Origin of the sequence: Mucilaginibacter sp. UYCu711 (assembly GCF_050433825.1) — a bacterium.
In the GTDB taxonomy this organism is placed as follows: Bacteria; Bacteroidota; Bacteroidia; order Sphingobacteriales; family Sphingobacteriaceae; genus Mucilaginibacter.
The window spans coordinates 68,286-90,429 of sequence record NZ_JBNPWM010000001.1 but is presented as its reverse complement, the minus strand read 5'-3'; the positions used below and the strand labels follow the sequence as shown (position 1 = coordinate 90,429).

At 43.1% G+C, this 22,144-nt stretch carries 23 protein-coding genes and 1 pseudogene; 5 read left to right on the top strand and 19 right to left on the bottom strand.

The genetic code is table 11. The features are described from left to right. Nucleotides 1-247 precede the first annotated feature (247 nt). Genes ABIB50_RS00420 through ABIB50_RS00410 form a run of 3 tightly spaced genes read left to right on the top strand, consistent with a single transcriptional unit; the run spans nt 248 to nt 7,591 of the window. The gene (locus tag ABIB50_RS00420; protein WP_429376291.1) at nt 248-5,902 is read left to right on the top strand and encodes a HAMP domain-containing protein; all 5,655 of its coding nucleotides are present in this window, start codon (nt 248-250) and stop codon (nt 5,900-5,902) included. A gap of 7 nt (nt 5,903-5,909) precedes the next feature. Next, complete coding sequence (locus ABIB50_RS00415; RefSeq protein ID WP_429376289.1) at nt 5,910-7,175, top strand: hybrid sensor histidine kinase/response regulator; 1,266 nt, start codon at nt 5,910-5,912, stop codon at nt 7,173-7,175. A 17-nt stretch (nt 7,176-7,192) separates the two neighbouring features. Then, the gene (locus ABIB50_RS00410; protein WP_429376287.1) at nt 7,193-7,591 is read left to right on the top strand and encodes a response regulator; all 399 of its coding nucleotides are present in this window, start codon (nt 7,193-7,195) and stop codon (nt 7,589-7,591) included. 291 nt (nt 7,592-7,882) lie between these two features. Here the strand turns inward: ABIB50_RS00410 and ABIB50_RS00405 are convergent, their stop codons facing one another. From ABIB50_RS00405 to ABIB50_RS00390, 4 genes are read right to left on the bottom strand one after another with little or no spacing between them, the layout of a single operon-like run. Continuing rightward, nucleotides 7,883-8,719 carry a methyltransferase, TIGR04325 family gene (locus ABIB50_RS00405; RefSeq protein ID WP_429376285.1) on the bottom strand — a complete coding sequence of 279 codons (837 nt, stop codon included), beginning with the start codon at nt 8,717-8,719 and terminating at the stop codon, nt 7,883-7,885. A gap of 6 nt (nt 8,720-8,725) precedes the next feature. Beyond that, nucleotides 8,726-9,823 (bottom strand): DegT/DnrJ/EryC1/StrS family aminotransferase, encoded by a 1,098-nt coding sequence (locus ABIB50_RS00400; protein WP_429376283.1) that lies wholly within the window; start codon nt 9,821-9,823, stop codon nt 8,726-8,728. Further along, the gene (locus ABIB50_RS00395) at nt 9,798-10,172 is read right to left on the bottom strand and encodes a sugar 3,4-ketoisomerase (RefSeq protein ID WP_429376281.1); all 375 of its coding nucleotides are present in this window, start codon (nt 10,170-10,172) and stop codon (nt 9,798-9,800) included. The genes ABIB50_RS00400 and ABIB50_RS00395 overlap by 26 nt, the downstream gene beginning before the upstream one ends. Nucleotides 10,173-10,175: 3 nt before the next feature. Beyond that, nucleotides 10,176-11,027 carry a beta-1,6-N-acetylglucosaminyltransferase gene (locus ABIB50_RS00390; protein ID WP_429376279.1) on the bottom strand — a complete coding sequence of 284 codons (852 nt, stop codon included), beginning with the start codon at nt 11,025-11,027 and terminating at the stop codon, nt 10,176-10,178. Between the two features lie 218 nt (nt 11,028-11,245). Here ABIB50_RS00390 and ABIB50_RS00385 point away from each other — a divergent pair. Further along, nucleotides 11,246-11,482: pseudogene (locus ABIB50_RS00385) on the top strand (VOC family protein). Nucleotides 11,483-11,968: 486 nt separating this feature from the next. Here ABIB50_RS00385 and ABIB50_RS00380 read toward each other — a convergent pair. Next, the gene (locus ABIB50_RS00380; RefSeq protein ID WP_429376277.1) at nt 11,969-13,261 is read right to left on the bottom strand and encodes a type II toxin-antitoxin system HipA family toxin; all 1,293 of its coding nucleotides are present in this window, start codon (nt 13,259-13,261) and stop codon (nt 11,969-11,971) included. Beyond that, nucleotides 13,261-13,608: a helix-turn-helix domain-containing protein gene (locus ABIB50_RS00375; protein WP_377130528.1), complete on the bottom strand. Its 348-nt coding sequence runs from the start codon at nt 13,606-13,608 to the stop codon at nt 13,261-13,263. Before ABIB50_RS00375 ends, ABIB50_RS00380 begins: the two co-directional genes overlap by 1 nt. Before the next feature lie 387 nt (nt 13,609-13,995). On the opposite strand from ABIB50_RS00375, the gene ABIB50_RS00370 reads away from it, so the two are divergent. Beyond that, a complete protein-coding gene (locus ABIB50_RS00370) occupies nt 13,996-15,159 on the top strand; it encodes an ATP-binding protein (RefSeq protein ID WP_429376275.1) in 1,164 nt (387 codons plus the stop codon). 116 nt (nt 15,160-15,275) lie between these two features. Here the strand turns inward: ABIB50_RS00370 and ABIB50_RS00365 are convergent, their stop codons facing one another. From ABIB50_RS00365 to ABIB50_RS00305, 13 genes are all read right to left on the bottom strand, one after another. Then, nucleotides 15,276-15,425, bottom strand: coding sequence for a hypothetical protein (locus ABIB50_RS00365; RefSeq protein WP_377130530.1), 150 nt, complete (start codon nt 15,423-15,425; stop codon nt 15,276-15,278). Next, a complete protein-coding gene (locus tag ABIB50_RS00360) occupies nt 15,422-15,601 on the bottom strand; it encodes a hypothetical protein (protein ID WP_377130531.1) in 180 nt (59 codons plus the stop codon). The genes ABIB50_RS00365 and ABIB50_RS00360 overlap by 4 nt, the downstream gene beginning before the upstream one ends. Nucleotides 15,602-15,611: 10 nt before the next feature. Further along, complete coding sequence (locus tag ABIB50_RS00355; RefSeq protein ID WP_429376273.1) at nt 15,612-16,424, bottom strand: PRTRC system ThiF family protein; 813 nt, start codon at nt 16,422-16,424, stop codon at nt 15,612-15,614. Further along, on the bottom strand, nt 16,421-17,170 hold the full coding sequence (locus ABIB50_RS00350; protein WP_429376271.1) for a PRTRC system protein B: 750 nt from the start codon (nt 17,168-17,170) through the stop codon (nt 16,421-16,423). Before ABIB50_RS00350 ends, ABIB50_RS00355 begins: the two co-directional genes overlap by 4 nt. Then, the gene (locus tag ABIB50_RS00345) at nt 17,145-18,266 is read right to left on the bottom strand and encodes a hypothetical protein (RefSeq protein ID WP_429376269.1); all 1,122 of its coding nucleotides are present in this window, start codon (nt 18,264-18,266) and stop codon (nt 17,145-17,147) included. The genes ABIB50_RS00350 and ABIB50_RS00345 overlap by 26 nt, the downstream gene beginning before the upstream one ends. 56 nt (nt 18,267-18,322) lie before the next feature. Continuing rightward, nucleotides 18,323-18,538, bottom strand: coding sequence for a PRTRC system protein C (locus ABIB50_RS00340; RefSeq protein ID WP_429376268.1), 216 nt, complete (start codon nt 18,536-18,538; stop codon nt 18,323-18,325). Nucleotides 18,539-18,550: 12 nt separating this feature from the next. Further along, entirely contained in the window at nt 18,551-19,135 is a 585-nt protein-coding gene (locus ABIB50_RS00335) for a PRTRC system protein E (RefSeq protein ID WP_429376267.1), read from the bottom strand. Continuing rightward, entirely contained in the window at nt 19,132-19,359 is a 228-nt protein-coding gene (locus ABIB50_RS00330; protein WP_429376266.1) for a hypothetical protein, read from the bottom strand. Before ABIB50_RS00330 ends, ABIB50_RS00335 begins: the two co-directional genes overlap by 4 nt. Continuing rightward, entirely contained in the window at nt 19,356-19,850 is a 495-nt protein-coding gene (locus ABIB50_RS00325) for a hypothetical protein (protein ID WP_429376265.1), read from the bottom strand. Before ABIB50_RS00325 ends, ABIB50_RS00330 begins: the two co-directional genes overlap by 4 nt. A gap of 3 nt (nt 19,851-19,853) precedes the next feature. Further along, nucleotides 19,854-20,096 carry a hypothetical protein gene (locus tag ABIB50_RS00320; protein ID WP_429376264.1) on the bottom strand — a complete coding sequence of 81 codons (243 nt, stop codon included), beginning with the start codon at nt 20,094-20,096 and terminating at the stop codon, nt 19,854-19,856. 1 nt (nt 20,097) lies between these two features. Continuing rightward, a complete protein-coding gene (locus ABIB50_RS00315) occupies nt 20,098-20,472 on the bottom strand; it encodes a hypothetical protein (RefSeq protein WP_429376262.1) in 375 nt (124 codons plus the stop codon). A gap of 4 nt (nt 20,473-20,476) precedes the next feature. Continuing rightward, nucleotides 20,477-21,547, bottom strand: coding sequence for a DUF932 domain-containing protein (locus tag ABIB50_RS00310; protein ID WP_429376260.1), 1,071 nt, complete (start codon nt 21,545-21,547; stop codon nt 20,477-20,479). 83 nt (nt 21,548-21,630) lie between these two features. Next, entirely contained in the window at nt 21,631-22,023 is a 393-nt protein-coding gene (locus tag ABIB50_RS00305; protein ID WP_429376259.1) for a single-stranded DNA-binding protein, read from the bottom strand. Nucleotides 22,024-22,144 lie beyond the last annotated feature (121 nt).

Here is a 22,144-nt window from a genome sequence, read left to right as displayed (position 1 = left end):
AAAATAATTATCACCGTTGTTTCGTACAGGCTATACATCGATAATTTGCACGTGCCGGGGATTTTTTAGTCTTTTTTTTCAATAACCACCTATACAATAACTACGTATAAAATTACGTAATAAAATAACTACGTATACATAAATCAAGGTTACCCGGCTTTTTTAAAGCTAATACAGTTTAGTTTTTACAAATATAAAATTAGTATATCGCGCAATTTTTACGATCAACAAAATAACCTAACCCCAAATGAAGGACGATATTTTATTAAATGAAGTATTAGCCGGGACCCAAGTGACCGAACTTAATCCTGCTGATTCTCTTGACCTGAAAGAATTATTAAAAGTATTGTCGCTGGTAAAAAACGGCAAGCTGGATGTGCGTATGCCGGTAACCCAGGCAGGCATTAATGGCCGGATATGCGAGGTACTTAACGAAATTATTGACATGAACGAGCGTTTTGTGGCCGAGATCTCCTCGGCCGAAAAAACGATCGGTAAAAAGGGAAACCTATCCAAGCGCATAACGCTTACCGATGCTAAAGGCGAATGGGCCAACGGTGTAAGCTCCTTAAATAACCTGATTGAGGACCTGACCTCGCCGACGTTAGAGATTGCCGGCATGATCAACTCGGTAGCCAACGGCGACCTTTCCAAGCATATCCCGTTGGAGATCAAAGGCCATCCGCTAAAAGGAGAATTTTTGCGGATAGCCAAGGAATCAAACCAGATGCTTTCAAAGCTGCAGTTATTCTCGATGGAGGTAACCCGCGTTGCACGACAGGTAGGATCAGAAGGTAAGCTGGGCGAGCAGGCAAAAATTAAAGGTGTGGCCGGTGTATGGGCCGAGCTGACCGATTCGGTAAACCAGATGGCGGGTAACCTTACCGCGCAGGTTCGTAACGTAGCGGCGGTAACCACCGCGGTGGCCAAGGGTGACCTTTCACGAAAGATTACGGTGGAAGCTAAAGGCGAGATATTGGAACTAAAAAACACCATCAATACGATGGTGGATCAGCTAAACTCCTTCTCATCCGAAGTAACGCGGGTGGCGCTGGAGGTGGGTACCGAAGGTAAACTGGGCGGCCAGGCCAAGGTGCCCGGCGTTGCGGGTACCTGGAAAGATTTAACAGATTCTGTAAACCGTATGGCGGGTAACCTTACCTCGCAGGTGCGTAACATAGCGGGTGTAACCACCGCGGTAGCAAATGGTGACCTTTCTAAAAAGATTACGGTTGACGTAAAAGGCGAAATGCTGGAGCTGAAGAAAACCATTAATACCATGGTGGATCAGCTAAACTCGTTCGCCTCCGAAGTAACACGGGTGGCACTGGAAGTAGGTACCGAGGGTAAACTGGGCGGGCAGGCCCGTGTAAAAGGTGTAGGCGGGGTTTGGAAGGATTTGACCGATTCTGTAAACCAGATGGGCAGTAACCTTACCGACCAGGTGCGTAACATTGCCGGGGTAACCACCGCGGTAGCAAAAGGGGATTTATCCCGGAAGATAACGGTGGATGCCAAAGGCGAGTTGCTGGAGCTGAAAAACACCATCAACACGATGGTGGATCAGCTTAACTCCTTCTCGTCCGAAGTAACGCGGGTGGCGCGTGAGGTGGGTTCGGAAGGGCAATTGGGTGGTCAGGCCAACGTACCGGGTGTAGGTGGTACCTGGAAAGATTTAACAGATTCTGTAAACCAGATGGCGGGTAACTTAACCGGCCAGGTGCGTAATATAGCCGAAGTAACCACCGCGGTGGCCAAGGGCGACTTATCCAAAAAGATTACGGTTGACGTACAGGGTGAAATGCTGGAGCTAAAGATCACGATCAATACGATGGTGGATCAGCTCAACTCATTCGGCTCCGAAGTAACGCGGGTGGCACGTGAGGTTGGCTCGGAAGGGCAGCTGGGCGGCCAGGCCAACGTGCCGGGTGTAGGCGGTACCTGGAAAGATTTAACCGACTCGGTAAATAAAATGGCCGATAACCTGACCTCGCAGGTACGTAACATTGCCGAGGTAACTACGGCCGTGGCCAAGGGTGACCTTTCGCGTAAGATTACCGTAAATGCCAAAGGCGAGTTGTTGGAGTTGAAAGACACTATTAATACCATGGTTGACCAGCTGCGTGGTTTCGCATCCGAAGTAACGCGGGTGGCACGCGAGGTGGGATCTGAAGGGCAATTAGGCGGCCAGGCCAATGTGCCGGGTGTGGATGGTACCTGGAAGGATCTAACCGACTCGGTAAATAAAATGGCGGGTAACTTAACGGCCCAGTTGCGTAACATAGCCGATGTATCCATCGCGATAGCCAACGGCGACTTATCCAAAAAAATTACGGTTGACGTGCGCGGCGAGATCCTGCAGTTAAAAGAAACCATTAATACCATGGTTGACCAGCTGCGTGGTTTCGCATCCGAAGTAACGCGCGTGGCGCGCGAGGTGGGTACCGACGGTAACCTGGGCGGCCAGGCGTTTGTGCCGGGCGTAGCCGGGACCTGGAAGGATTTAACGGATTCTGTAAACCAGATGTCCAGTAACTTAACCTCGCAGGTGCGTAACATTGCCGAAGTAACCAAAGCGGTGGCCAGCGGTGACCTTTCTAAAACGGTAATCATCGACGTAAAAGGCGAGATTATGGACCTGAAGAACACCATCAACACGATGGTGGACCAGTTAAACTCGTTCGCATCCGAAGTAACGCGTGTGGCACGCGAGGTGGGTACCGAAGGTAAACTGGGCGGCCAGGCGCACGTAAAAGGTGTAGGCGGTACCTGGAAGGATTTAACGGATTCGGTAAACCAGATGGCCTCCAATTTAACCGGGCAGATCCGGGGTATTGCAAAGGTGGCAACCGGTATTGCCAAAGGAAACTTAAAACAGCGCTTATCCATTAACGCCCTGGGCGAGGTGGCGCAGTTAACCGATACCATTAACGAAATGATTGACACCCTGGCGGTATTTGCCGATGAGGTAACTACAGTGGCCCGTGAGGTGGGTGTGCAGGGCCGTTTGGGTGGCCAGGCCAGTGTGCCGGGCGCGTCAGGTACCTGGAAAGATTTGACGGAGAACGTAAACCAGCTGGCACAAAACTTAACCGTGCAGGTGCGTTCCATATCCGAAGTTGCATCGGCAGTAACCAAGGGCGACTTGACCCGGACCATCCGCGTGGAGGCAAAAGGCGAGTTGGAAGCGTTGAAGGATACCATTAACCAGATGATTGCCAATCTTAAAGGCACCACCCTGCGTAACCACGAACAGGATTGGCTAAAATCCAACCTTGCCAAGTTTGCGCAGATGCTGCAGGGCCAGCGCGACCGCAACGCGGTGGCTAACAAAGTATTATCAGAGCTGGCAGAGCTGGTAAACGCGCGCTATGGGGCATTCTATATCTTAGAGCAGCCTGAACTATCTGACGAACCTAAACTGAAACTATTTGCCGGCTACGCGCAAAGGAGCCGCAAGCTGATAGACCAGGAATTCTCGTTAAGTGAAGGACTGGTAGGCCAGTGCGCAACCGATAAGGAGCGTATCAGGCTGGCTAATGTGCCTAATGAATACCTGCAGATCAGCTCGGGTATTGGTAACGCCGCTCCTATCGACCTGGTGATACTACCGGTACTGTTTGAAAATAATGTAAAAGCGGTTATTGAACTGGCCTCTTTTGAAAACTTTAGTGATACGCATATCGACTTTTTGGATCAGTTAACCGAGAGTATCGGTATCGTGTTGAACAATATCGAAACCAATACCCGTACTGAGGAGCTGTTATCACAGTCGCAATCGCTGGCGGGCGAGCTTTCGGCACAACAGGAAGAGTTAAGGCGCGCGAATGATGAGTTGCATGATAAAGGGCGCTCGCTGGAAGAAAAAGCAGAGCAGCTTACGCTGACATCTAAGTACAAGTCTGAGTTCCTGGCCAACATGTCGCATGAGTTGCGTACACCGCTTAACAGCTTATTGATACTGGCACAGCAGCTATTTGAAAATCCCGAAGGTAACTTAACCGAGAAACAAAGAATGTTTGCAAAAACCATCCATTCGTGCGGCGATGACCTGATCCAGCTGATCAATGATATCCTTGATCTTTCTAAGATCGAATCGGGTGTTATTGCTGCGGATGTTATGCCGGTAAGTTTTAAAGAGATTACCGCGTTTGTTGAATCTACTTTTAAACCGATCTCTGAAGCGAAGAACCTTAAATTCGAGATCGGGATGGAGGATGGCCTGCCCGAACTGATGGAAACAGATATGCAGCGCCTTAACCAGATCTTAAAAAACCTATTATCAAACGCATTTAAGTTTACAGAAAAGGGCCGCGTGAAACTAAGTATCTTCCGGCCTGCCCCCGGACAGGAAAACCCGCTTAGTCCAAATGATTCGGTCATTGCCTTTTCTATCGAAGATTCCGGTATCGGTATTTCTAAAAACACCCAGGGCATCATTTTCGAGGCCTTCCAGCAGGCCGAAGGTTCAACCAGCCGTAAATACGGCGGTACAGGTTTGGGGCTATCCATCAGTAAAGGTTTCGCCGAACTATTGGGCGGTACTATCACCGTAGGCAGTGAATTAGGCAAAGGCAGTACGTTTACGCTTTATCTGCCGCTGAAATACAATGAAGAAAAATCGGCACCGGTTAAAGTAAAAGAGGTTTATCCGGCTGCGCACCAACGCACCAACCTTATTGATACTGCCGAACTGGCCATAGATGATGACCGCCACAATATTGTGGCCGAAGATCGGGTATTGCTGGTTATAGAAGATGATATCCGCTTTACCAAAATACTCATCGACAAGGCGCATGATCTTAACCTGAAGGTGGTGGTAGCAATAAGCTACCTGGAGATATTTGACAGTATTATCAAATACAACCCCGTCGCCATAACCCTGGATGTAAACATGCCCGAGTCTAATGGCTGGAAGATCTTGAAGTTATTAAAAACTGATATCAATTTAAGGCATATCCCGATACATATAATCTCGGGCGAGGATAACAAGCTCCTGGCTTTAAAGTCTGGTGCCAAATCGTTCAGCCTTAAACCACTGTCCAATACTTCACTGGCCGAACTGATTTCGGGGATAGTTAACTTCCACCAGTACGCCAAAAGAAAAGTATTGGTTATTGAGGACAATGAAGAGGAACTACAGCGCGTAACTGAATTGCTGGCTAACGACCGGATCGAAGTGTTTAGTGCAACCACTGCGCAAAAAGCGCTGTCGGTACTGAAAAAGGAGTTGTTCGATTGCATTGTATTGGATTACGTGTTGCCTGATGCCAACGGCATGGAACTGCTGAATAAGATTAACCTGCTTAAGCAGTCGCAAACCTTGATCTTACTGCATTCGGCCCGCGACTTTACCCAGGACGAGTTGATCCAGTTAAAACGCCTTAACCATAAAATCATTACCAAAACCCCTAACTCTCATGTACACTTGCTGGAAGAGATACTGGTTACACTGCATATTGATAAAAAATATATCAGTGAAAGCAAGCTAAAAATGATCAACAGTATCAGGGATACCAAAGATATTTTGGATAACCGGAAAGTATTGGTAGTTGATGACGACGTACGCAATCTGTTTGCGCTGACCGCTGTGTTTGAGCGCTCTAAAATTAACGTCGTAACAGCCGAAAGCGGGCGCGAAGCGCTGGAAATATTGAACAATGACAAGAGCATTGATATTGTGCTGATGGATATCATGATGCCGGAAATGGATGGCTATGAAACCATACAGATCATCCGCAAGGAACAGCGGAACAAGAGCCTGCCTATTATTGCGGTGACCGCGAAAGCGATGATTGGCGACCGGCAGAAATGTATCTCGTCCGGCGCGTCAGATTATATTACCAAGCCCGTGAAAACCGAGCAGTTATTAGCCCTAATGCGGGTGTGGCTGATCAAATAAAATAATAATGGAACCAAACGCTATAGCCGAAACGCAGATGTCAGAAGAACCACTAACAAGAATACTCCTTGTAGATGATAACGAAAACAACCTGTTAGCAATGGAGGTTGTGTTGGATAAGGAAAAATATACTTTTTACAGAGCTACCTCAGGACGGGAAGCCTTGCGCCTTTTATTGAGGGAGGAAGACTTTTCGCTGATCCTGCTGGATGTAAAAATGCCCATTATGGATGGCTACGAAACCGCGGCGCTCATTTATGAGCGTGATAAGTTGCGGCAGATCCCCATCATTTTTATCACTGCACACGATTACGAAGAAGCCGCCGTATTTAAAGGTTACGAAGCAGGCGCGGTAGATTTTATCCGCAAGCCGTTCAATCCTGAAATGCTGCGGTCAAAAGTAGCTGTGTTTACTGAGCTGTACCGTAAGAACCAGCTACTGCAACGCCAGGAAGAAAAATTGCAGGCCATTAACCAGGAACTCATTCAAATGAACCAGGGCCTGGAACAGCGGGTATTGGATCGCACCCTGCAACTGGAAGGCGTCAACCAGGAATTAAAGGAGCTGAACCTGTCAAAGGACAAGTTTTTATCGGTTATCTCGCATGACCTGCGTAACCCGCTAACAGCGCTGCTGGCCACCTCCGAAAATCTCTCGCGCGATGCTGAAAAGCTGCAACCCGAGCGGATTAAAATGTTCGCCAGTATTATTCACCGTACATCGCATAAGATATTAGACCAGTTGAATGAACTGGTAGATTGGGCCAAGGAGCAGCGCGAAAAGACCAACTTCAGCCCTCATGAGTTGCACCTGCGGCAATATGTTAACGAGTCGCTGGAACTTCTCCGGGAAAATGCGCAGCAGAAGGAGATCATGCTTGAGAACCAGGTGGCCGAGGACCTGTATATCCACGCCGATGCGCTGATGTTCCGCTCCATCCTGCAAAACCTGGTAACTAACGCTATAAAATACACGCCCGCCGGGGGCGAGAGTGTTGCTGTAACCGCTACGGCCAGCGATGGGATGATAGAACTTTGCATCCGGGACCGCGGAGTGGGCATGTCAACCCAAACCCGCGAAATGCTGTTTGGCCAGGTAAGTGCCGCCTCTTTACTGGGTACCAGTAAAGAAAAGGGTACCGGCCTGGGCTTATTATTAGTAAAAGATTTTGTAAACATGCATGGCGGCACGATTAGGGTAGAAAGCGAACTTAATAAAGGCACCTGCTTCCTGTTCACCATGCCGATTGTAAAAACAAAAGCTGTCGTCTGATTTTTTCCAACTCCCTTATGATGTCTTTAGCAAACGAATCTGTAGGAAAAACCCTGGCCATCTTTGATGATGAGGAAGATATACTCACCATTTTTTCCTATATCCTGACCGAACAGGGCTGGACAGTATATACCTTTACCGACTGCGACCATATCCTGGACAAACTGGCGAATATTAACCCGGAAGTCATCTTCATGGATAACTGGATTCCTAACCAGGGCGGGATTATCGCTACCCAAACCCTAAAAAATTCGGTCAGGTACCGGCAAGTGCCCGTAATTTACTTTTCAGCTAATGCCGACATCGCCTCATTAGCGCAAAGTGCCGGAGCTGACGCTTATTTGGCTAAACCATTTGAGCTTGATGAACTGGCTGCGGTAATAGAACGGGTAACTAAAAGCAGCAGGTTAAAATAAAATTCTGCCGGCATTTCCCACAAGAGGGTTAATTTCCGATATTTTCAGGCCTTTGCAAAACTGCTTTACACAGGCATCGGCATGCAAGTGCGCACTTAAGTACCAGGGACACCCACAATTTGATAGTTAAGAATTTATTGGTAGCGGGAGCTTAAAGAAATTTTTACAGCCAAAACAACAAACCCTCTTAGTAAAACTAAGAGGGTTTAATTTGTGCGCCCACCTGGGCTCGAACCAGGGGCCAAAAGATTATGAGTCTTCTACTCTAACCAACTTAGTATATTACTTCATTCATTGAACATTGGTATCAGTCAACGTCTTAATATGCCATAACGAGCCTTCGTATTTAAAGGGCTTTAAACCAATGTAATATTTCTCTGATTCAACAATAAAGTCAAATACCCTATTATAAACTTCAGATAGTTGAGCTTCCAATTTATCCCGATTGATAAACATACACGGATAAGATGCCTCAATGCCGTAAAAAACCGGCGGAACATGCTGAATAGTTATTCTATCCTGCTTTTTGTCATTATAGCCGATAAGATCAATTAAAATATAAGGAATCTTGAATGACTGAATAACTTTTAAGACCTTATAGGGATCGCTCATATATTGTAATGAACTTGAAAACAATACTAAATCCGGATGTGGATGCACAGCCAGGCAATCCTCTAAAGAATTGTAAAATTTAACATGCTCGTTTTCAAAAGCCTTTTTTCCGGCGTCAACAAATTTTGGCTGCTCAATAATACACCAGTTTAATTGAGTTAAGTGCGATAAATAACTTATATTTTGATAGTATGAAGTTCCGAGTGAGCCACCAAAATCAATAAAGGTAAGCTTATTATTATTTTTGCCTGCAATAAGTAAAAGCGTGCTCAATAAATGAAAATTTTCTTTGATTTCATCATAAATAATACCATCACGTTCATAAACGGCTTCTCCGTTTTTAACTTTGTTGGTTGTATCAATAATTCTTTGTAAAATATGATCCTCGTCGTAACCGGCACATTGAGCCTTAGCATCTTCATATGTTTTGTAATCACCTTTCCACCCATATTTAAAGCTGTACCATTTTAAAGTATGAAATATAGAGGGAACCATTTCCTTTATCAAATAATACATAGTCGCTCAATTAAACTTGTTTAAAATCTTTATTACGTTGTGAACATCTTCAACACTATGTATATAAGAGCAAGGCAAACTCAAAGTTGTTTGGTGTATCTCTGATGAAATGGGGAAATTTAAATGATTCATTGCTTTTAAAGCCGTTTGCTTATGCGGGGCAATAGGGTAATGTATTTCGGTCGTAATGCCATTTTCTAACAAGTATGCCCTGATCTTGTCTCGATCAGGATGCCTTATATTGAATATATGGTACACATTATAATAATTGGGCTTTACCAGGGGTTTAATAAATACATCGTTTAAATGTTCCAGATAGATCAATGCAAGTTTGTTTTTGTGCTCATTTATTTGGTTGAGATAAGGAAGTTTTACTCTTAAAAATGATGCCTGAATTTCATCTAATCTTGAATTATAACCAATTAAACTATTATGATATTTTTGGCCAGAGCCATAATTGCGTAGCTGTCTAAGCACCTCGTAATCTGTGTCTGATTTACAAATAATAGCTCCGGCATCGCCTAATGCCCCCAAATTTTTAGTAGGGTAAAAACTGAAAGCGGCAAAGTCGCCAAACGTGCCTGCTAACTTCCCTTTATAGGTAGCGCCATGAGCTTGAGCACAATCCTCAACTATTTTTATTTTATATTTTTCAGCGATTGATTGTATTGCAGCCATATCGCAGCATTGCCCATACAAATGCACAACCATTATAGCAACAGTATGAATTGTTATAGCCGCATCAATTTTTTCGGGGTCGATATTATAGGTATGAATGTTAGGTTCTACTAATACCGGGATCAAATTACAATGCAATATAGCTAAAATTGTCGCTATATAAGTATTTGACGGAACAATTACCTCGCGGCCTTTTTCGAAATTACAGCATTTTAAAGACAGGATAAGCGCATCCAGGCCGTTGGCCACGCCTACAACATACTTTTCATTATGATATTCACCAAACTCTTTTTCAAATAGCGCAACCTCCTTGCCTAAAATGTACCACCCTTCTTCTAAAAAACTATTTAATTTTTGTTTAAATTGATTTTCAAAAGGTTGGTTTAGTAACCTTAGATCTTCATAAGGTGTGATTGTAGGGCTCATAAATATAATCTTTAGGATCAAATGCTGTTGATGCCAATACTAATAAAATAGCATCTGTAGAAAAATCATGCATTATATGCCAGTCTTCGGGCCTTATTATTAAACACTTTTCGGGCGAATCTAACACAAACGTTTCTTGTTTGATTCCATCGTCATTAATTATCTTACAGGAGCCTTGAATACATATAACAGCCTGATGAGTTTCGTGATGCCGATGACCTCCGCGATTGGAATAATCAACATTATAAATATAAAACAGTCGCTTAATCTCAAAATTTACTACCTGGTCCAATACCGTTAATGTACCGCGTGTGTCCTTAAATGTTAATAAATTAATAATATAGGCCATAAACTATTTAAGCTTCAACAAATAAGTATCTATCATATCAGCAAGTTTTGTGCTTTGAGGAAAATTCAACTTTCTTGCAAAAAGCATGTTTGATTTGCTAATAGAATGAAAATCGCTTTCGTCAAGAATTTTAGGACTTGCACCGCCCAGTGACCAATCAATATAACGGTAATTTTCATTCACTATATTGTTCTTGTAGGGAGAATTTAACAGAATTGTTTGGAAAACAAATTCATCGCTACCCCAACACAGTGAAAAAAAATTAACCAATTTAACATCGTTTTGAACCCTATGTGCAACGTACATGGCAGCGTCAGGGCTTAACATCCAAAACATTGATTTGCCGTAAGGATGCAAATCATAAGGGATTTTGCGTTTTGGCATTATAAAATTTACAACTTTTTCCAAAAAGGTTTTCCCTTTAAAGTTGAGATTAGTAAAATAATATTTTTCCATTCTTAGCAAACCCTCTTTCCAATCATTTTTAATATCCCGGTAACTTAAAAACTCCTTCCCAATATTTTTAAAAAAGAAATCCCACAATTCTAATGCAGATTTCAGGGGATAGTCCTGTCCGCTTAAAAAGTTTATAAAATCATACTTAATTCCCGTTTCAACAATCTCCATTATACATTTAAAGGTAGCCAATACCGTGTTGAATCCGGCCCATTTAACATCCACCCTATCACATATAAAATATACGTTAGGAATCTCCTTTAAAAACAGGTGCGGTTTAATATCAAACTTTTTATCCACATGTATATAAAAGTCGAAATCAGCATGCCACATGTTTTTTATTGCCCTTTCAGTCTGGTACGGGTCTGTATAGGTTAATATAAGATGGGCGATACGCATAATTTCATTTTACTGCAAGTATTAACTGATGTTTGAACTACAAGACAGATTAATTGTTTCGAAATAATTATTTAGTATGTTAATAAATTTAATAATTATGAGTAATTTAAAATCGAATCAGAACATTACCCCATTTTTGTGGTTCGATGGTAAGGCCGAAGAGGCCATGTAATTGTATACCTCTATTTTCCAAAATTCAGAAATTATCTTGAAAAAGTATTGGCCATGGCTCACCATTCCCAACGCATTGGGTAATGTCAGGATCAATTAGTATTAACGGATTAAGGATCAACCTCTTTGATGCAGGACGGCAGTTTATGTTCAATGAGTCAATGTCGTTCTTTATATCGTGCAAAGGTCAGGAGGAAATAGATAATTATGGGGCATAAACTAACCGATGACGGAACAGGAAACAGTGCGGCTGGCTGAAAGATAAATTCGGTTTGTCATGGTAGATCGTGTCTGTCATGCTCCAGCATAAGTTGGATAATAATGACCGGCACGGATCGGCAATATGATGCAAATTATTTGTTCTGTTAGTATTAAAATACCAATCTAGCCTTAATGCGCTGTATGTCAAAGCGATCCTCAAACATACACACACAAAAAAACCTTCCTGTTAGGGAAGGCTTGTTTGTTTACCAGAGTGCGCCCACCTGGGCTATTCCTGTATCTTATAATATCGCTGATATTCAATCACTTAAATGGTATTTTCATGGCTATGGTAGCCATGCTGGTATCCTACCTCTCAAGCATACTCAAAAATACTAAAAAATATCGGTTTTCCCTATAATTTAAAATTATGGTTCCAGGTTCGAGCCCAACCAAGGCTACCAGTGGATACGCTTGCAAAATGCAGTCGTGTAAAACAAAAATGAATGGCTGATTTAAAAAGGTAGCATCAGGTCAATAACTGTTGCTACGGTCTGTCAACTTGTTATTCAGACAGATACAAAGGTCTCGGCTATTGCCTTTTGTAACGTTGTTTCCACATGGCATTGTACCGCAAAATCCGGCCATGATTTTAAGGCATCTTCTATATGCCTGATGATCTCATCGGGCTTTTTAATGGTCATTTGCCGGGCTACTTCCAATAGGTCTTTACGGTCTATACCTTGTCTTTTTCCATTGACACTTAACGATTGCTGGCTGACCCAAGGGCTGTCCGGGCGGTAGGCGTGGCAAATATCATAAGCCGGGGCTAATGCCCACTGCCCGTTTTTATCCATCGTAAAGGCAAAGTTTTTGGTATGGTCGTCACAGTTTCTCGCCAAAACATTAAAAACCATCCGGCGGTACATTTGCTCAGCCTGCGGATAATCAAGTCTTAAAGAACGCATGGTTTGGAAAAGTTGCTCATAGCTGTAGGAACCTACCTGGCTAAAATCAAAATGCTGTATAGCGCAAAAGGTTTGAACGTGAACCTTGCCCTTATCCGGGATGCGGTCAAACCGCCTGGTCATAAAGTGTGCCCGTCCATGTTCTTCCAATAACCGGCACTCGGTCATTTCAATGCCGCAGGCCACCGCCATTAAATGGTAAGCCATCTCAACACGCCCGTAATCCCTTGAGGTGCCGAATTGCGCATCATGCACCCCATCAAATTTAATGAGCCATTGAGTAAACCCCTTTGGTGCTTCGGCTTGTCCACTTCGGACTTCACCCGTTTTTGGATTGTACGCGATAACAGCCTTAGCCCTGGCACCACCGGCGGAGGTGCCGATCTTTAAAATGTCCAGCAATCCCTTTTCCTCATCTTTGGAAAGGTCTGTATGAAAGTCTTTTCTACCCGATAGTATAGCTTCCGATATTTCAACCAGGCTATCTACTTCTAACTTGGTAGAGGTGTTCCTGCCTTTTGGTTCAACAGGTTCAAATTCCAGCGCTCCCATACCACGTTGACCGATAAAACATAACATTTCTACCGGGTTCATACTATCCGCAGGGCGGCCAACCCTTGCCAGCCAGGCATTGATCAGGGTATTTCCATAGCGGTCAGGTAAAACATCCGCTAACAGTCCGGGTAATCCCTTAAAGGTTTGGCTTTCTCGTAATTCGGGGAATGAAAAGATCCTTCCGTTTGCAGCATTAACAGGCATTTTTAGCGGGGCAATATTCAAACCTTTGCGTAAAAAGGCAGGTTCAAATTCAAAATTAGCCACTCCCTTATCAGCATCCCATGCTATTGCGCCAACACGCTCATCCCAAAGATTTATAAATGCACTATTGATCATTACCAGTTAACTTTAGTGTTGGGGATATCATTGTTGTTATTCCTCGCTCTTTGTCTTTTCTGCTGATCCAGCTTAGCTAAAGCTAAGGGACTTACTTTTTGTTCTACTTCAAAAGTTCGCAGTATAGGTAATTGGCCCAATACTCTTAAGATCTGCAATAAAGAAAGTAGTGTACCGCCATTCCCTTTTTCGATCTGGCCAACGGTGGAACGGTTGATTCCGGCGGAATCCGCGACTTGTTGCTGAGTTTTATTTTGCTGTAAACGGCTTTCCTGTATGAACTGGCCGATGAGGGTTAAAATGCCCTGATCGCTCATGGCATACCAATCCGTGTTAGTTTTTTCCATCACTAAATGCTTTTAATGGTATTAATGCTTGCTTTTATCAACAATAATACAATTATTTTACAACAATACAATGCTTTATCTAATAAATTATGTTTGTTATTCCATCATTAACTGCAAATATGAGGTTTAATGATTGAATTTAGCATCACGTATCGTAATGTAGAATTAATTAAGGAATACTATTTTTTAAATTCACCTCAATACGTCACCAGGCGCATGTTCCCGATCAGTGCTTTTCAGGTAATCATGATTATCAGCTAGTAATCGAATTGCCAAGATATAAACATAGTGTGTTTATTATGCAAATTGTAAGTAATTGTTATGTATTTTGTAAATTTATATTATGTAAATTGTAAGTAATCTTTATTTTTGCTTAGATTTATAGTTATGAGCAAGTTTATTCAAAGACAAATCGCGCCTATTATAAAGGCTCAAACAAGCAAATTTCCGGTATTGGCTGTTACCGGTCCAAGACAGTCGGGAAAGACCACTTTGTTAAAAGAGTTGTTCAGTGATTACAGGTATGTAAGCCTTGAAAACCCCAATACCCGCTCGTTTGCGTTGGATGACCCTATTGGTTTTCTAAATCAGTATGATCAGAAAGTTATTCTTGACGAGGTGCAGCGGGTGCCGGAACTATTTTCTTACATACAAGGCAGAGTTGACGAATCTAAAATGATGGGACAATATATCCTATCAGGCTCTCAAAATTTTCATCTTTTAAATAGCATTACTCAAACGCTGGCAGGTAGGGTTGCTTTATTCAAATTACTGCCTTTAGACTTTACAGAGTTAAAACAACAGGATCTATTAGCAAATTCGTACACACAGGCGAGTATCAAAGGATTCTATCCGGCCATATTTGACAGAGATATTGATCCGGCTATTTTTTATGCGAATTATATTCAGACATACATAGAAAAAGATGTGACAGAATTAATGAATATAAGGGATCTTAAGCTATTTCGCACCTTCTTAGGTTTGTGTGCCGGTCGTGCCGGACAATTGCTGAATTTTAGTGCCCTGGCTAATGAGTGCGATATATCACATAACACCGCCAAAGCCTGGCTTTCTATACTTGAAAGCAGTTATATCGTATTTCTTTTGCAGCCTTACCACCAGAACTTCAATAAACGATTGATCAAAAGCCCTAAATTATATTTTTATGATACCGGTCTTTTAAATCACTTGTTAGGAACAAGAACTACTGAAGAATTGGAAGAGAACAGACTGAAAGGGCACATATTTGAAAACATGATCCTGGCAGAATATCAAAAACAGAACCAGCATTTATACTTACATCAGGACTATTATTTTTGGCAGGATAGCAACGCGCATGAGGTTGATCTGCTCATGAAAGAGGGTCAGAACTTTTCCATTTTCGAGATAAAGGCCACACAAACTATTAGCACTGGTTTGTTTAAAGAAATGGACCGGTTTGAAGAAATTGCCGCTCCCGCAAAGGTGAATAAGACGCTGATCTATGGCGGATCTGAAAATGAGAAAAGGACAAAATACCACGTTGTAAGCTGGCAAAACATATCCGGTTAAGAGGAGTTTTTATAGCAGTCAGCCCATAGCAGCGCCCCGTGTTTTGCACCGCTAAAAACAATCAACAGGCAAAACACGGGGCGAAAAAAGGCTCCCCGGTGGGGAGCCAAATTATTTTAAAGTTCAATAACGATACCGTCCTGACAGTCGGCAGCTTCTGCCTCGGCTTCTTGTCGTTCTTCAAATACTTTGTTTTGTCCGTTCTCGTCTGTTACGATGATGGCGTATTCTGCACCACCATGCATTTCTATAACTATGTAATTCATGATTGTAATTGTATTAATTTTTGATAAATATCTTCCCAATAGCTTTGCAATCGCTCATCCGCTAATCGGTGTTCAGGATTTAGGTGTGCATAATAGCGGTAATCATCGGCCTGCATAATGGCCAGTTGCAAGTTATCTATTTCGAGGTCAAAGCCGTTTAAATCTGTGATTTTCATAATTGTGCTGTTAAGCCACTTTAAGCGGCTGTGTTCTAAAATCTTTCAGGTTCAGGAAAAACCCACGGTTGAATAAAATCCCCTCCCGAAATAATTGCCATAATAGGGATGCGCCACAATTTGCTAAAGCAGAGTTAATGAACAAATCCTGCTTGGTGAGTGCTTCGGCCAGCGAGCAACTCGGCGTATTGTCAGCCTGTTCGGACGATAACAGCAGTTCCTTAAATTCATCGGTAACCAATGGCAGGTTTTCAACTGTTCTGTATAAATCAGAAGCGGGTTGTTTTATTTTTTCCAAAGTGGACAAAACGACCTGACCGCTGGAACGGCTGTTGCCAAAATCCATCCAGTATTTGACCTGGTTACGTCCACCATAGTTTTTAGCGAGGGATTTTAATATCCCTGCTATTTCGTAACGGGCGGCTACGGTGTCCACGCAGGATATGGTAATTACCGCACTGGCTAAATCCCTATCCGTTATGGATTGCTTATCATAACGCAAAGTTTCGGCTTTCCAGTTTGTGCCAAAAAAACGGTTAATGCGGTTAATCAAAGCAACTGATTTGGGTTGCCCCAATTCGGCTGTAGTAAACAACTGCCTGCCGAGGTTGGCGGTATCAACGGTATCATCATCGAATACCCTGACAAATAATCCTGCATGGCCTAAAGCGATAAGCGCATGGTTCATTCTTGCGAGTGCGGTCAATACCTGACCACCAGTACCGCCTGCACCAATTAAATTAACGGTAACAGGGTTATAGGGCTGTAACAATTCCTTTTGTATAATGTGTACAGCAGGTTTATCTGTTTTTTTAGTTTTCATGTGATGATTTGTTTAAGGGTTAAATTGGTTTGGATTAATTCGTTTTGCGGGAATTGCTGACCTGTTCCCGCAAGGGAACGCCACAAATCGGTGGTATTGGATTTGGTGCTGTTGTTGCCATTAATGGAATGGCTGAAATTGCTGTTAAAGAAATACCGCTCCCATGTTTGCATAAAATCCTCTAAACAGGTGCTTTTGCCAATATTGATCTGTACCGTCCCCATACAGACCTGCCCACCCGCATAAATATTGAGGTAAGGCGCATGGCAAAGTTTGGTATTTTCAGTTGGTTTGGCTTTCCCTTTTAAAGCATATACCGTCAAACGTTCCGCATTAGCTTTCCAAAGCATGGCAGGGATATTAAATTTGCCTGTTGGTATATGCAGGCTATCCACAAAAAACAAGTTCACTTCCTGCGGTGGCGTGTACCATACCGCATAGCCGTTAGCCTGCTGATTGATATACAAGACGTTCTGCGGTAACAAACCATTACTTTTGAGGTAACTGCTTTGCAGTTCTTTTGAGGTTTGTAAAAGGTCTGCTAAGGCAATCATTTCGCTTTGGCTCAACGGATGGGCATTAATCGGCTGACCGCTTTTTCCAATATCGTAGCTTTCCACGTAGATATGGGTTTCCTTTTCGTCCCTTTGAAACTGGTTGATTTGCTCCTCCTTATCATGCCTGTAAATCAGCAGGGCTTTGAACGGCGCAAAGCCGCTGTTAAACTGTTGGGTAATGTTCTTCATGGTCGTAATCATTTAGTAAATCCCGTAAGCGTTCCATCAAATCGAACAATCGGGTCTCGAAATCAAAATCCTTGCGGTCAGGCTCCGGCATCGTATCAAAGAAATACACCGCTGTGGGTTCATCCATTACACGCATTTCCTGAAAATTGGAATTAATCAATTCGTTGAGTTCATCTCTGAAACAATCCTTACCGCTCCAATAAAAGCCTGTATATTGATAGCAGGTGATGCGCTCGTCCTCGTCGGGATAAACCAAATCTCGATGGATACATTCAGGCAGGGAGCGTTTTGGATATTGGTGATAAAGCTGTAAAAACTCAATAGCCAGTAATTCCCATTCCAGTTCCCATTTGTCTTGATGATGGTAATTGGAAATAACCCCCTCCATCTTATTCAACCAGTCGGGGTTTTTGATAATGGGCATGATGTGACCGCCTGCCCGTCTCAACTCGTAAAGGGTATCTTCCTGCTCCTGCCGCCATTCTTTTTGTTCCTCGTCATTGTTACCCTCGTCCTCCGCTTCACTTATCCATTGCTCTAACGTATCATATTGGTAATCCATAAAACTGCCGTTCTCGGCGTAAAAGGGTATATCTACCACTTGGTGCAGATAAGCGAACAAGACGGTAACCAGTTCGGTGATGCGCTCGTGTTTAACGCATTGCGACCAATTCCAGTAGGCCCGTACAGGGATATAAAACAGGCATTGGCTCAAATCAAAGGTCTTGACCACCGATAAAACCGCCTGTTTTCCCTTATCCTGTAAAATCATGCAATGATGTTCCCGGTCAACTTCCCGCACCTGTTTTTCTACGTCCTGCCAAGTGCTAAAAATATCCTGCGGAAAAGATAAACAGCTTTGTGGTATAGCTAAGTTGTAATGCTTGCAGAGATTGGCAAGGGAGCTGAAATACTCCCTTGCTATCCGCTCCCGGTTACCTGAAAAAGTCCAAAACGGGAGGAAGCTGTGATTTAAAAAACCATTTCCGTTAACTCTGCGGGTGCGCTCCTTAACGGATTGCGCCGCACCTCGTCTGCATCGGGCAGGCGGTCTAACCGCTCTGCCAACTCTCCGAACAACTGTTGTATTTTCCATTGGTCGCCTTTCCTGTTAATTTTTACTATTCTGTTTTTTGTTATCGCTTTCATCTATTATCCTTTCGTCCCCATCGTACTTTCAAAACGGTACTGCGCTTCATCGTCCTTAATTTCAGGGCCGGTAATTTTCGCATTGGTCAGGATGGGATAAGTACCTGCATAGAAATTCTGCACATCGGCTATCGTAAAAGTGTCATTCGGGTCGGTCAACCGGATATCCTGTCCATTCTCTTTGTGCAGGAATACCCTTGGTAAAATCATCGTTTTCATACTGAATTTTGATTAATCGTTAAAACTGGCGGTTAATTTGTCGTAGGCTTCCTTACCCGCCTGCAAGGTTTTGCGTTTAGCTTCGATGGCTTCGGCCTTGTCGGGGTAATCAGCTACATCGGGTAATTGGGCGAGTGCTTCGGCGTACTTGGTATTTTGTGCCAATGTCTTAACCTTGTCCAACGCTTCATCATATAAGCGTTTCTTTTCGGCTTTGGCCTCCTTATCGTCCTCGGGTGGCGTGAACAGGTTGCTATCATCGTCTTTGTCGTCATCGTCAGGTTCGGTAACAGCCGCTTTATTGGACTTATCGGGTTTGGCGTTCTTGTTAGCTTTATCCAATTCGGTTTTATAGCTTTCAATATTGCTAATCAATCCTTTGGTTAACGTTACAGGTTCGGCGAGTTTGTCAAAAAAACCCTCGTCCAATTCGTCAGCGGTCGCCCTGAAAAGCATGGGTGGTAAGCCGTCAACTGCCTTGTCTTTTTTTAGGACTACCGAAACGGTTTGTAGCCCTTTATCATCCTGATGGATATTCAGCAGGAAATTGCCACTAAAGCCTAAATCTGCTATTTGCTGAAAAAAATTAGTTTTCATAATGTGTGATTTTTAATAGTTGTTAAAATTGTTCTTTGACCTTTTTCGTAACGGGCTTTAAATCCGTTACTTTCAATGATCCGCTTAATTAAATTCTCTGCTTCCCTTGCTTCATTGGCATCAATGGCGGTCATGCCTAAGTTTGCCGTGCCCTCAAAAAATCGCAAAGTGTTCGCCAATAATTGAATGGCTCGGCGGTCTGTGTTATTGGTTAATGTGCTCATTGGATTTTTACTAAATTTTCTAATCGGTTTGCTTTTCTACCGTCTGCGGTAAATAGATAATCATTGCCTATAATGGCTTCCATAACAGCCTGTTCGCTTGTCAAATAATCATACTCATACCGCAGAATGGCTAAGTAGTCTTTAAGAATGCCCGACAAAAATCTATTGTCCAGTTCTTCCTGATTATCACTATCACCCTGCCATTGGCTGATAAATGCTTTTGCCGTTTGGTAAGTTGCCGTCACTTCGCCGTGATTAGCTAATATCAAATCAGCAGATATTTTGGCATCGGCTATCAATTCACCATTACAATATGCACCCCTGTCAATGTCAAAACCTGTAAGCTTTAAGCCCACCATTTTAGCATCTTCATAAATAAACTGCCACCAATCGTCATCAACATTGATATGGCTATAAGCCTGCAAGGCTTTACCCCGTGTTTCTTCTGATAGTTCGTCTAAACCATAAAGGTCAATCTGTATCGTTCTCATCGTTTATGAGTTATAGGCGTTCAATACAAGCAAAAACAAGCCTGCCAAACCGCAGATGTTAGCAATAAATAATAAAAGCCTTTCCAAAAAGCCAACGGCAACCGCTTTGCGGTAACTGAAAAAATGCTGTAAGCCACCAATTCCCCTGCGGTTAAACCTGCGCCTGCCGATATGGTAGCGGATAAGTAAGCAAATGCCAATCAAGAGCAAACCGCAGGGAATAGTATAATTTTGATGCGCTTTCATATCAGCTAAATAAGAGTTCTACGGCGGGTTTAAACTTAGGGTCGATATGCTTGCCAAGCGCCACATATTGCGTTAAGCCGTGTACGGTGAAAATGGCGGTGTAACCTTCAAATAACTGGTCAGCAAATAAACTGGCACTTTTGCACAGGTCTTTAGGGTATTTGCGCAATACTTTTTGTGCTTGTTCGACCAGTTCAAACCAAAAATCCATCCCGAATAACTGGTCGTTCCACTCGGCGGCAATACGTTCCTTGTCATTCAAAACCGTGTCGGTCAATTCGTTGAGATACCCTAAAAAACCGGGTATCTCCTGAATTAACAAGCTGTGCAAAAGCCTTGCTTTTGTTACATTTGTGAGCATTCTTAATGGTTGCATGTTCTTAGTTTTTAAAAAGGTTAAGCGCATCCGCACCATGACGGGCAAAGTCCCCGCAAAGGTCAAAAGCAACCTGCGCCCGTTGCTTGGCTGTCCCGTCCATGATGGATTTGAATTTGGCATCGCCGTCTTTGAAATTGCGGACGTTTTGGTAATAGCCTGTAATGGCGTTATATGCGCCGAACAATGTCCCCGCGGTGGTTTCCATCTGCTGTGTCGGGTTGCCCATCGCATAGGCGTAGGTATTCTCCACGATGTTGGTGTAAGTGGTCGATAGTTTGTCCACCAAACCCAATTCCAAATTGCTGATTACTTCCTTGTTGGGTGCCATAGCGACCTGTATCAGTTTTTTAACTTCATTGTCCGTGATACGCACCTTTGCCCAATGATTAAACAGTTCCTCTAACTCCTGCGCCATGATGTGCGAAATACCCATTAACGTATGTGCCTGTTTCAAACGGTCGTTTGCCGAAGCGGTATGCCGTATTTTGATACCATTGGAATGGTTGCGCATAGCCGCATTTAAGGTATTGTTGCAAACGATACGGGTTGGTGTAAAAGCGGCGGTGATACTGCCAAAACCATCGTGCGAAGTGGTCAGGAATAAGTATTGTTCTATTAAATCCTGTTTACCTACCTTGATATAATCGGGCAGTTTAGCCGTAATAAATATGCGTTCGCCCTTGCCCAATGCGCCTGCGGTTTCGTATTTGATACCGCTTTCCCCGCCAACAATCGCATCAAAGAACTGGAACGCATCCGCATTTTGTACCACTTCGTAGTCCTTGCCGACCACGCCCAAAACTGAATTATTATCCGTGCGGACGGTAGCAAAAAAATTGGGTACATCGGTCTTGGGAAATTCGCCATTATCCAAATCCGCTAATTCATTCGCTAAGGAATTGGTAAATAATGGGCGTTTCTCTACGGTATAATTTAAACCCGCATAGCGGATAGCTTCGGCACTTGTTGGGTAATCTTCTACGATCTGCCCCAAACCGTGCCATGCTTTTTCCTTTACGCTGAAAAAACTGTGTTTTTCTGTTTCGTTGTTATAAAAAAGATTGTGTGCCATGACTTTAATTTTTTAATGTTCAAAATTGATTTACTGCCTTGTATTAGTCTGCCATTTAACCGATTAGAAACGGCTCTAAACGCTTAGTTAAATTGTTTACTCGGTTTGAGTACACCTGTTTTGTTCCCCTTTTCGGTGGCTTTACTTTGGTCTTTTTTATTGCTACTACTTGCCGATTTGGTCAGCATGGTAATATCATCCGTGCGGAATTTCAGGCTTGCCATTGGTTCACCATCACGGCTTACCCACGGCTCGGCGGTCATAAATCCCTGTAAATGCACCACCATACCTTTTGTTAAATAGGATGCTATCGCATCGGTGCGCCAGTAGGTACATTCTACATAGGCCGTTTCCTGTTTTTGTTCCCCCTGTGATTTATAGTTGCGGTTAATGGCAACCCTAAAACCTGTTACATTTTTGTCGGCGTTTACCGCTCTTACTGTAGCATCTGCTACCAATCTTCCTGTGATTTCCATGTCTTTTGTTATTAAATGAATAATTTCTGTTTCGCTTCCTATTCTATCCCGATTTGCTTTGCGACCCTCCCCGGGTAGTTTTTTTCAAAGAAAAAAGAGTAAAAAAGAAAGCCCTTAAATG

Coding starts and splice junctions, on each gene's coding strand:
- ABIB50_RS00410 (WP_429376287.1), top strand. CDS start 7,193: ATGATGTCTTTAGCAAACGAATCTGTAGGAAAAACCCTGGCCATCTTT.
- ABIB50_RS00325 (WP_429376265.1), bottom strand. CDS start 19,850: ATGAGAACGATACAGATTGACCTTTATGGTTTAGACGAACTATCAGAA.
- ABIB50_RS00355 (WP_429376273.1), bottom strand. CDS start 16,424: ATGAAAACTAAAAAAACAGATAAACCTGCTGTACACATTATACAAAAG.
- ABIB50_RS00310 (WP_429376260.1), bottom strand. CDS start 21,547: ATGGCACACAATCTTTTTTATAACAACGAAACAGAAAAACACAGTTTT.
- ABIB50_RS00335 (WP_429376267.1), bottom strand. CDS start 19,135: ATGAAAACTAATTTTTTTCAGCAAATAGCAGATTTAGGCTTTAGTGGC.
- ABIB50_RS00315 (WP_429376262.1), bottom strand. CDS start 20,472: ATGCAACCATTAAGAATGCTCACAAATGTAACAAAAGCAAGGCTTTTG.
- ABIB50_RS00340 (WP_429376268.1), bottom strand. CDS start 18,538: ATGAAAACGATGATTTTACCAAGGGTATTCCTGCACAAAGAGAATGGA.
- ABIB50_RS00365 (WP_377130530.1), bottom strand. CDS start 15,425: ATGAATTACATAGTTATAGAAATGCATGGTGGTGCAGAATACGCCATC.
- ABIB50_RS00370 (WP_429376275.1), top strand. CDS start 13,996: ATGAGCAAGTTTATTCAAAGACAAATCGCGCCTATTATAAAGGCTCAA.
- ABIB50_RS00400 (WP_429376283.1), bottom strand. CDS start 9,823: ATGAGCCCTACAATCACACCTTATGAAGATCTAAGGTTACTAAACCAA.
- ABIB50_RS00360 (WP_377130531.1), bottom strand. CDS start 15,601: ATGAAAATCACAGATTTAAACGGCTTTGACCTCGAAATAGATAACTTG.
- ABIB50_RS00375 (WP_377130528.1), bottom strand. CDS start 13,608: ATGGAAAAAACTAACACGGATTGGTATGCCATGAGCGATCAGGGCATT.
- ABIB50_RS00390 (WP_429376279.1), bottom strand. CDS start 11,027: ATGCGTATCGCCCATCTTATATTAACCTATACAGACCCGTACCAGACT.
- ABIB50_RS00380 (WP_429376277.1), bottom strand. CDS start 13,261: ATGATCAATAGTGCATTTATAAATCTTTGGGATGAGCGTGTTGGCGCA.
- ABIB50_RS00330 (WP_429376266.1), bottom strand. CDS start 19,359: ATGAGCACATTAACCAATAACACAGACCGCCGAGCCATTCAATTATTG.
- ABIB50_RS00305 (WP_429376259.1), bottom strand. CDS start 22,023: ATGGAAATCACAGGAAGATTGGTAGCAGATGCTACAGTAAGAGCGGTA.
- ABIB50_RS00345 (WP_429376269.1), bottom strand. CDS start 18,266: ATGGAAAATACAACAGTTGTTCGGAGAGTTGGCAGAGCGGTTAGACCG.
- ABIB50_RS00420 (WP_429376291.1), top strand. CDS start 248: ATGAAGGACGATATTTTATTAAATGAAGTATTAGCCGGGACCCAAGTG.
- ABIB50_RS00395 (WP_429376281.1), bottom strand. CDS start 10,172: ATGGCCTATATTATTAATTTATTAACATTTAAGGACACACGCGGTACA.
- ABIB50_RS00405 (WP_429376285.1), bottom strand. CDS start 8,719: ATGTATTATTTGATAAAGGAAATGGTTCCCTCTATATTTCATACTTTA.
- ABIB50_RS00350 (WP_429376271.1), bottom strand. CDS start 17,170: ATGAAGAACATTACCCAACAGTTTAACAGCGGCTTTGCGCCGTTCAAA.
- ABIB50_RS00415 (WP_429376289.1), top strand. CDS start 5,910: ATGGAACCAAACGCTATAGCCGAAACGCAGATGTCAGAAGAACCACTA.
- ABIB50_RS00320 (WP_429376264.1), bottom strand. CDS start 20,096: ATGAAAGCGCATCAAAATTATACTATTCCCTGCGGTTTGCTCTTGATT.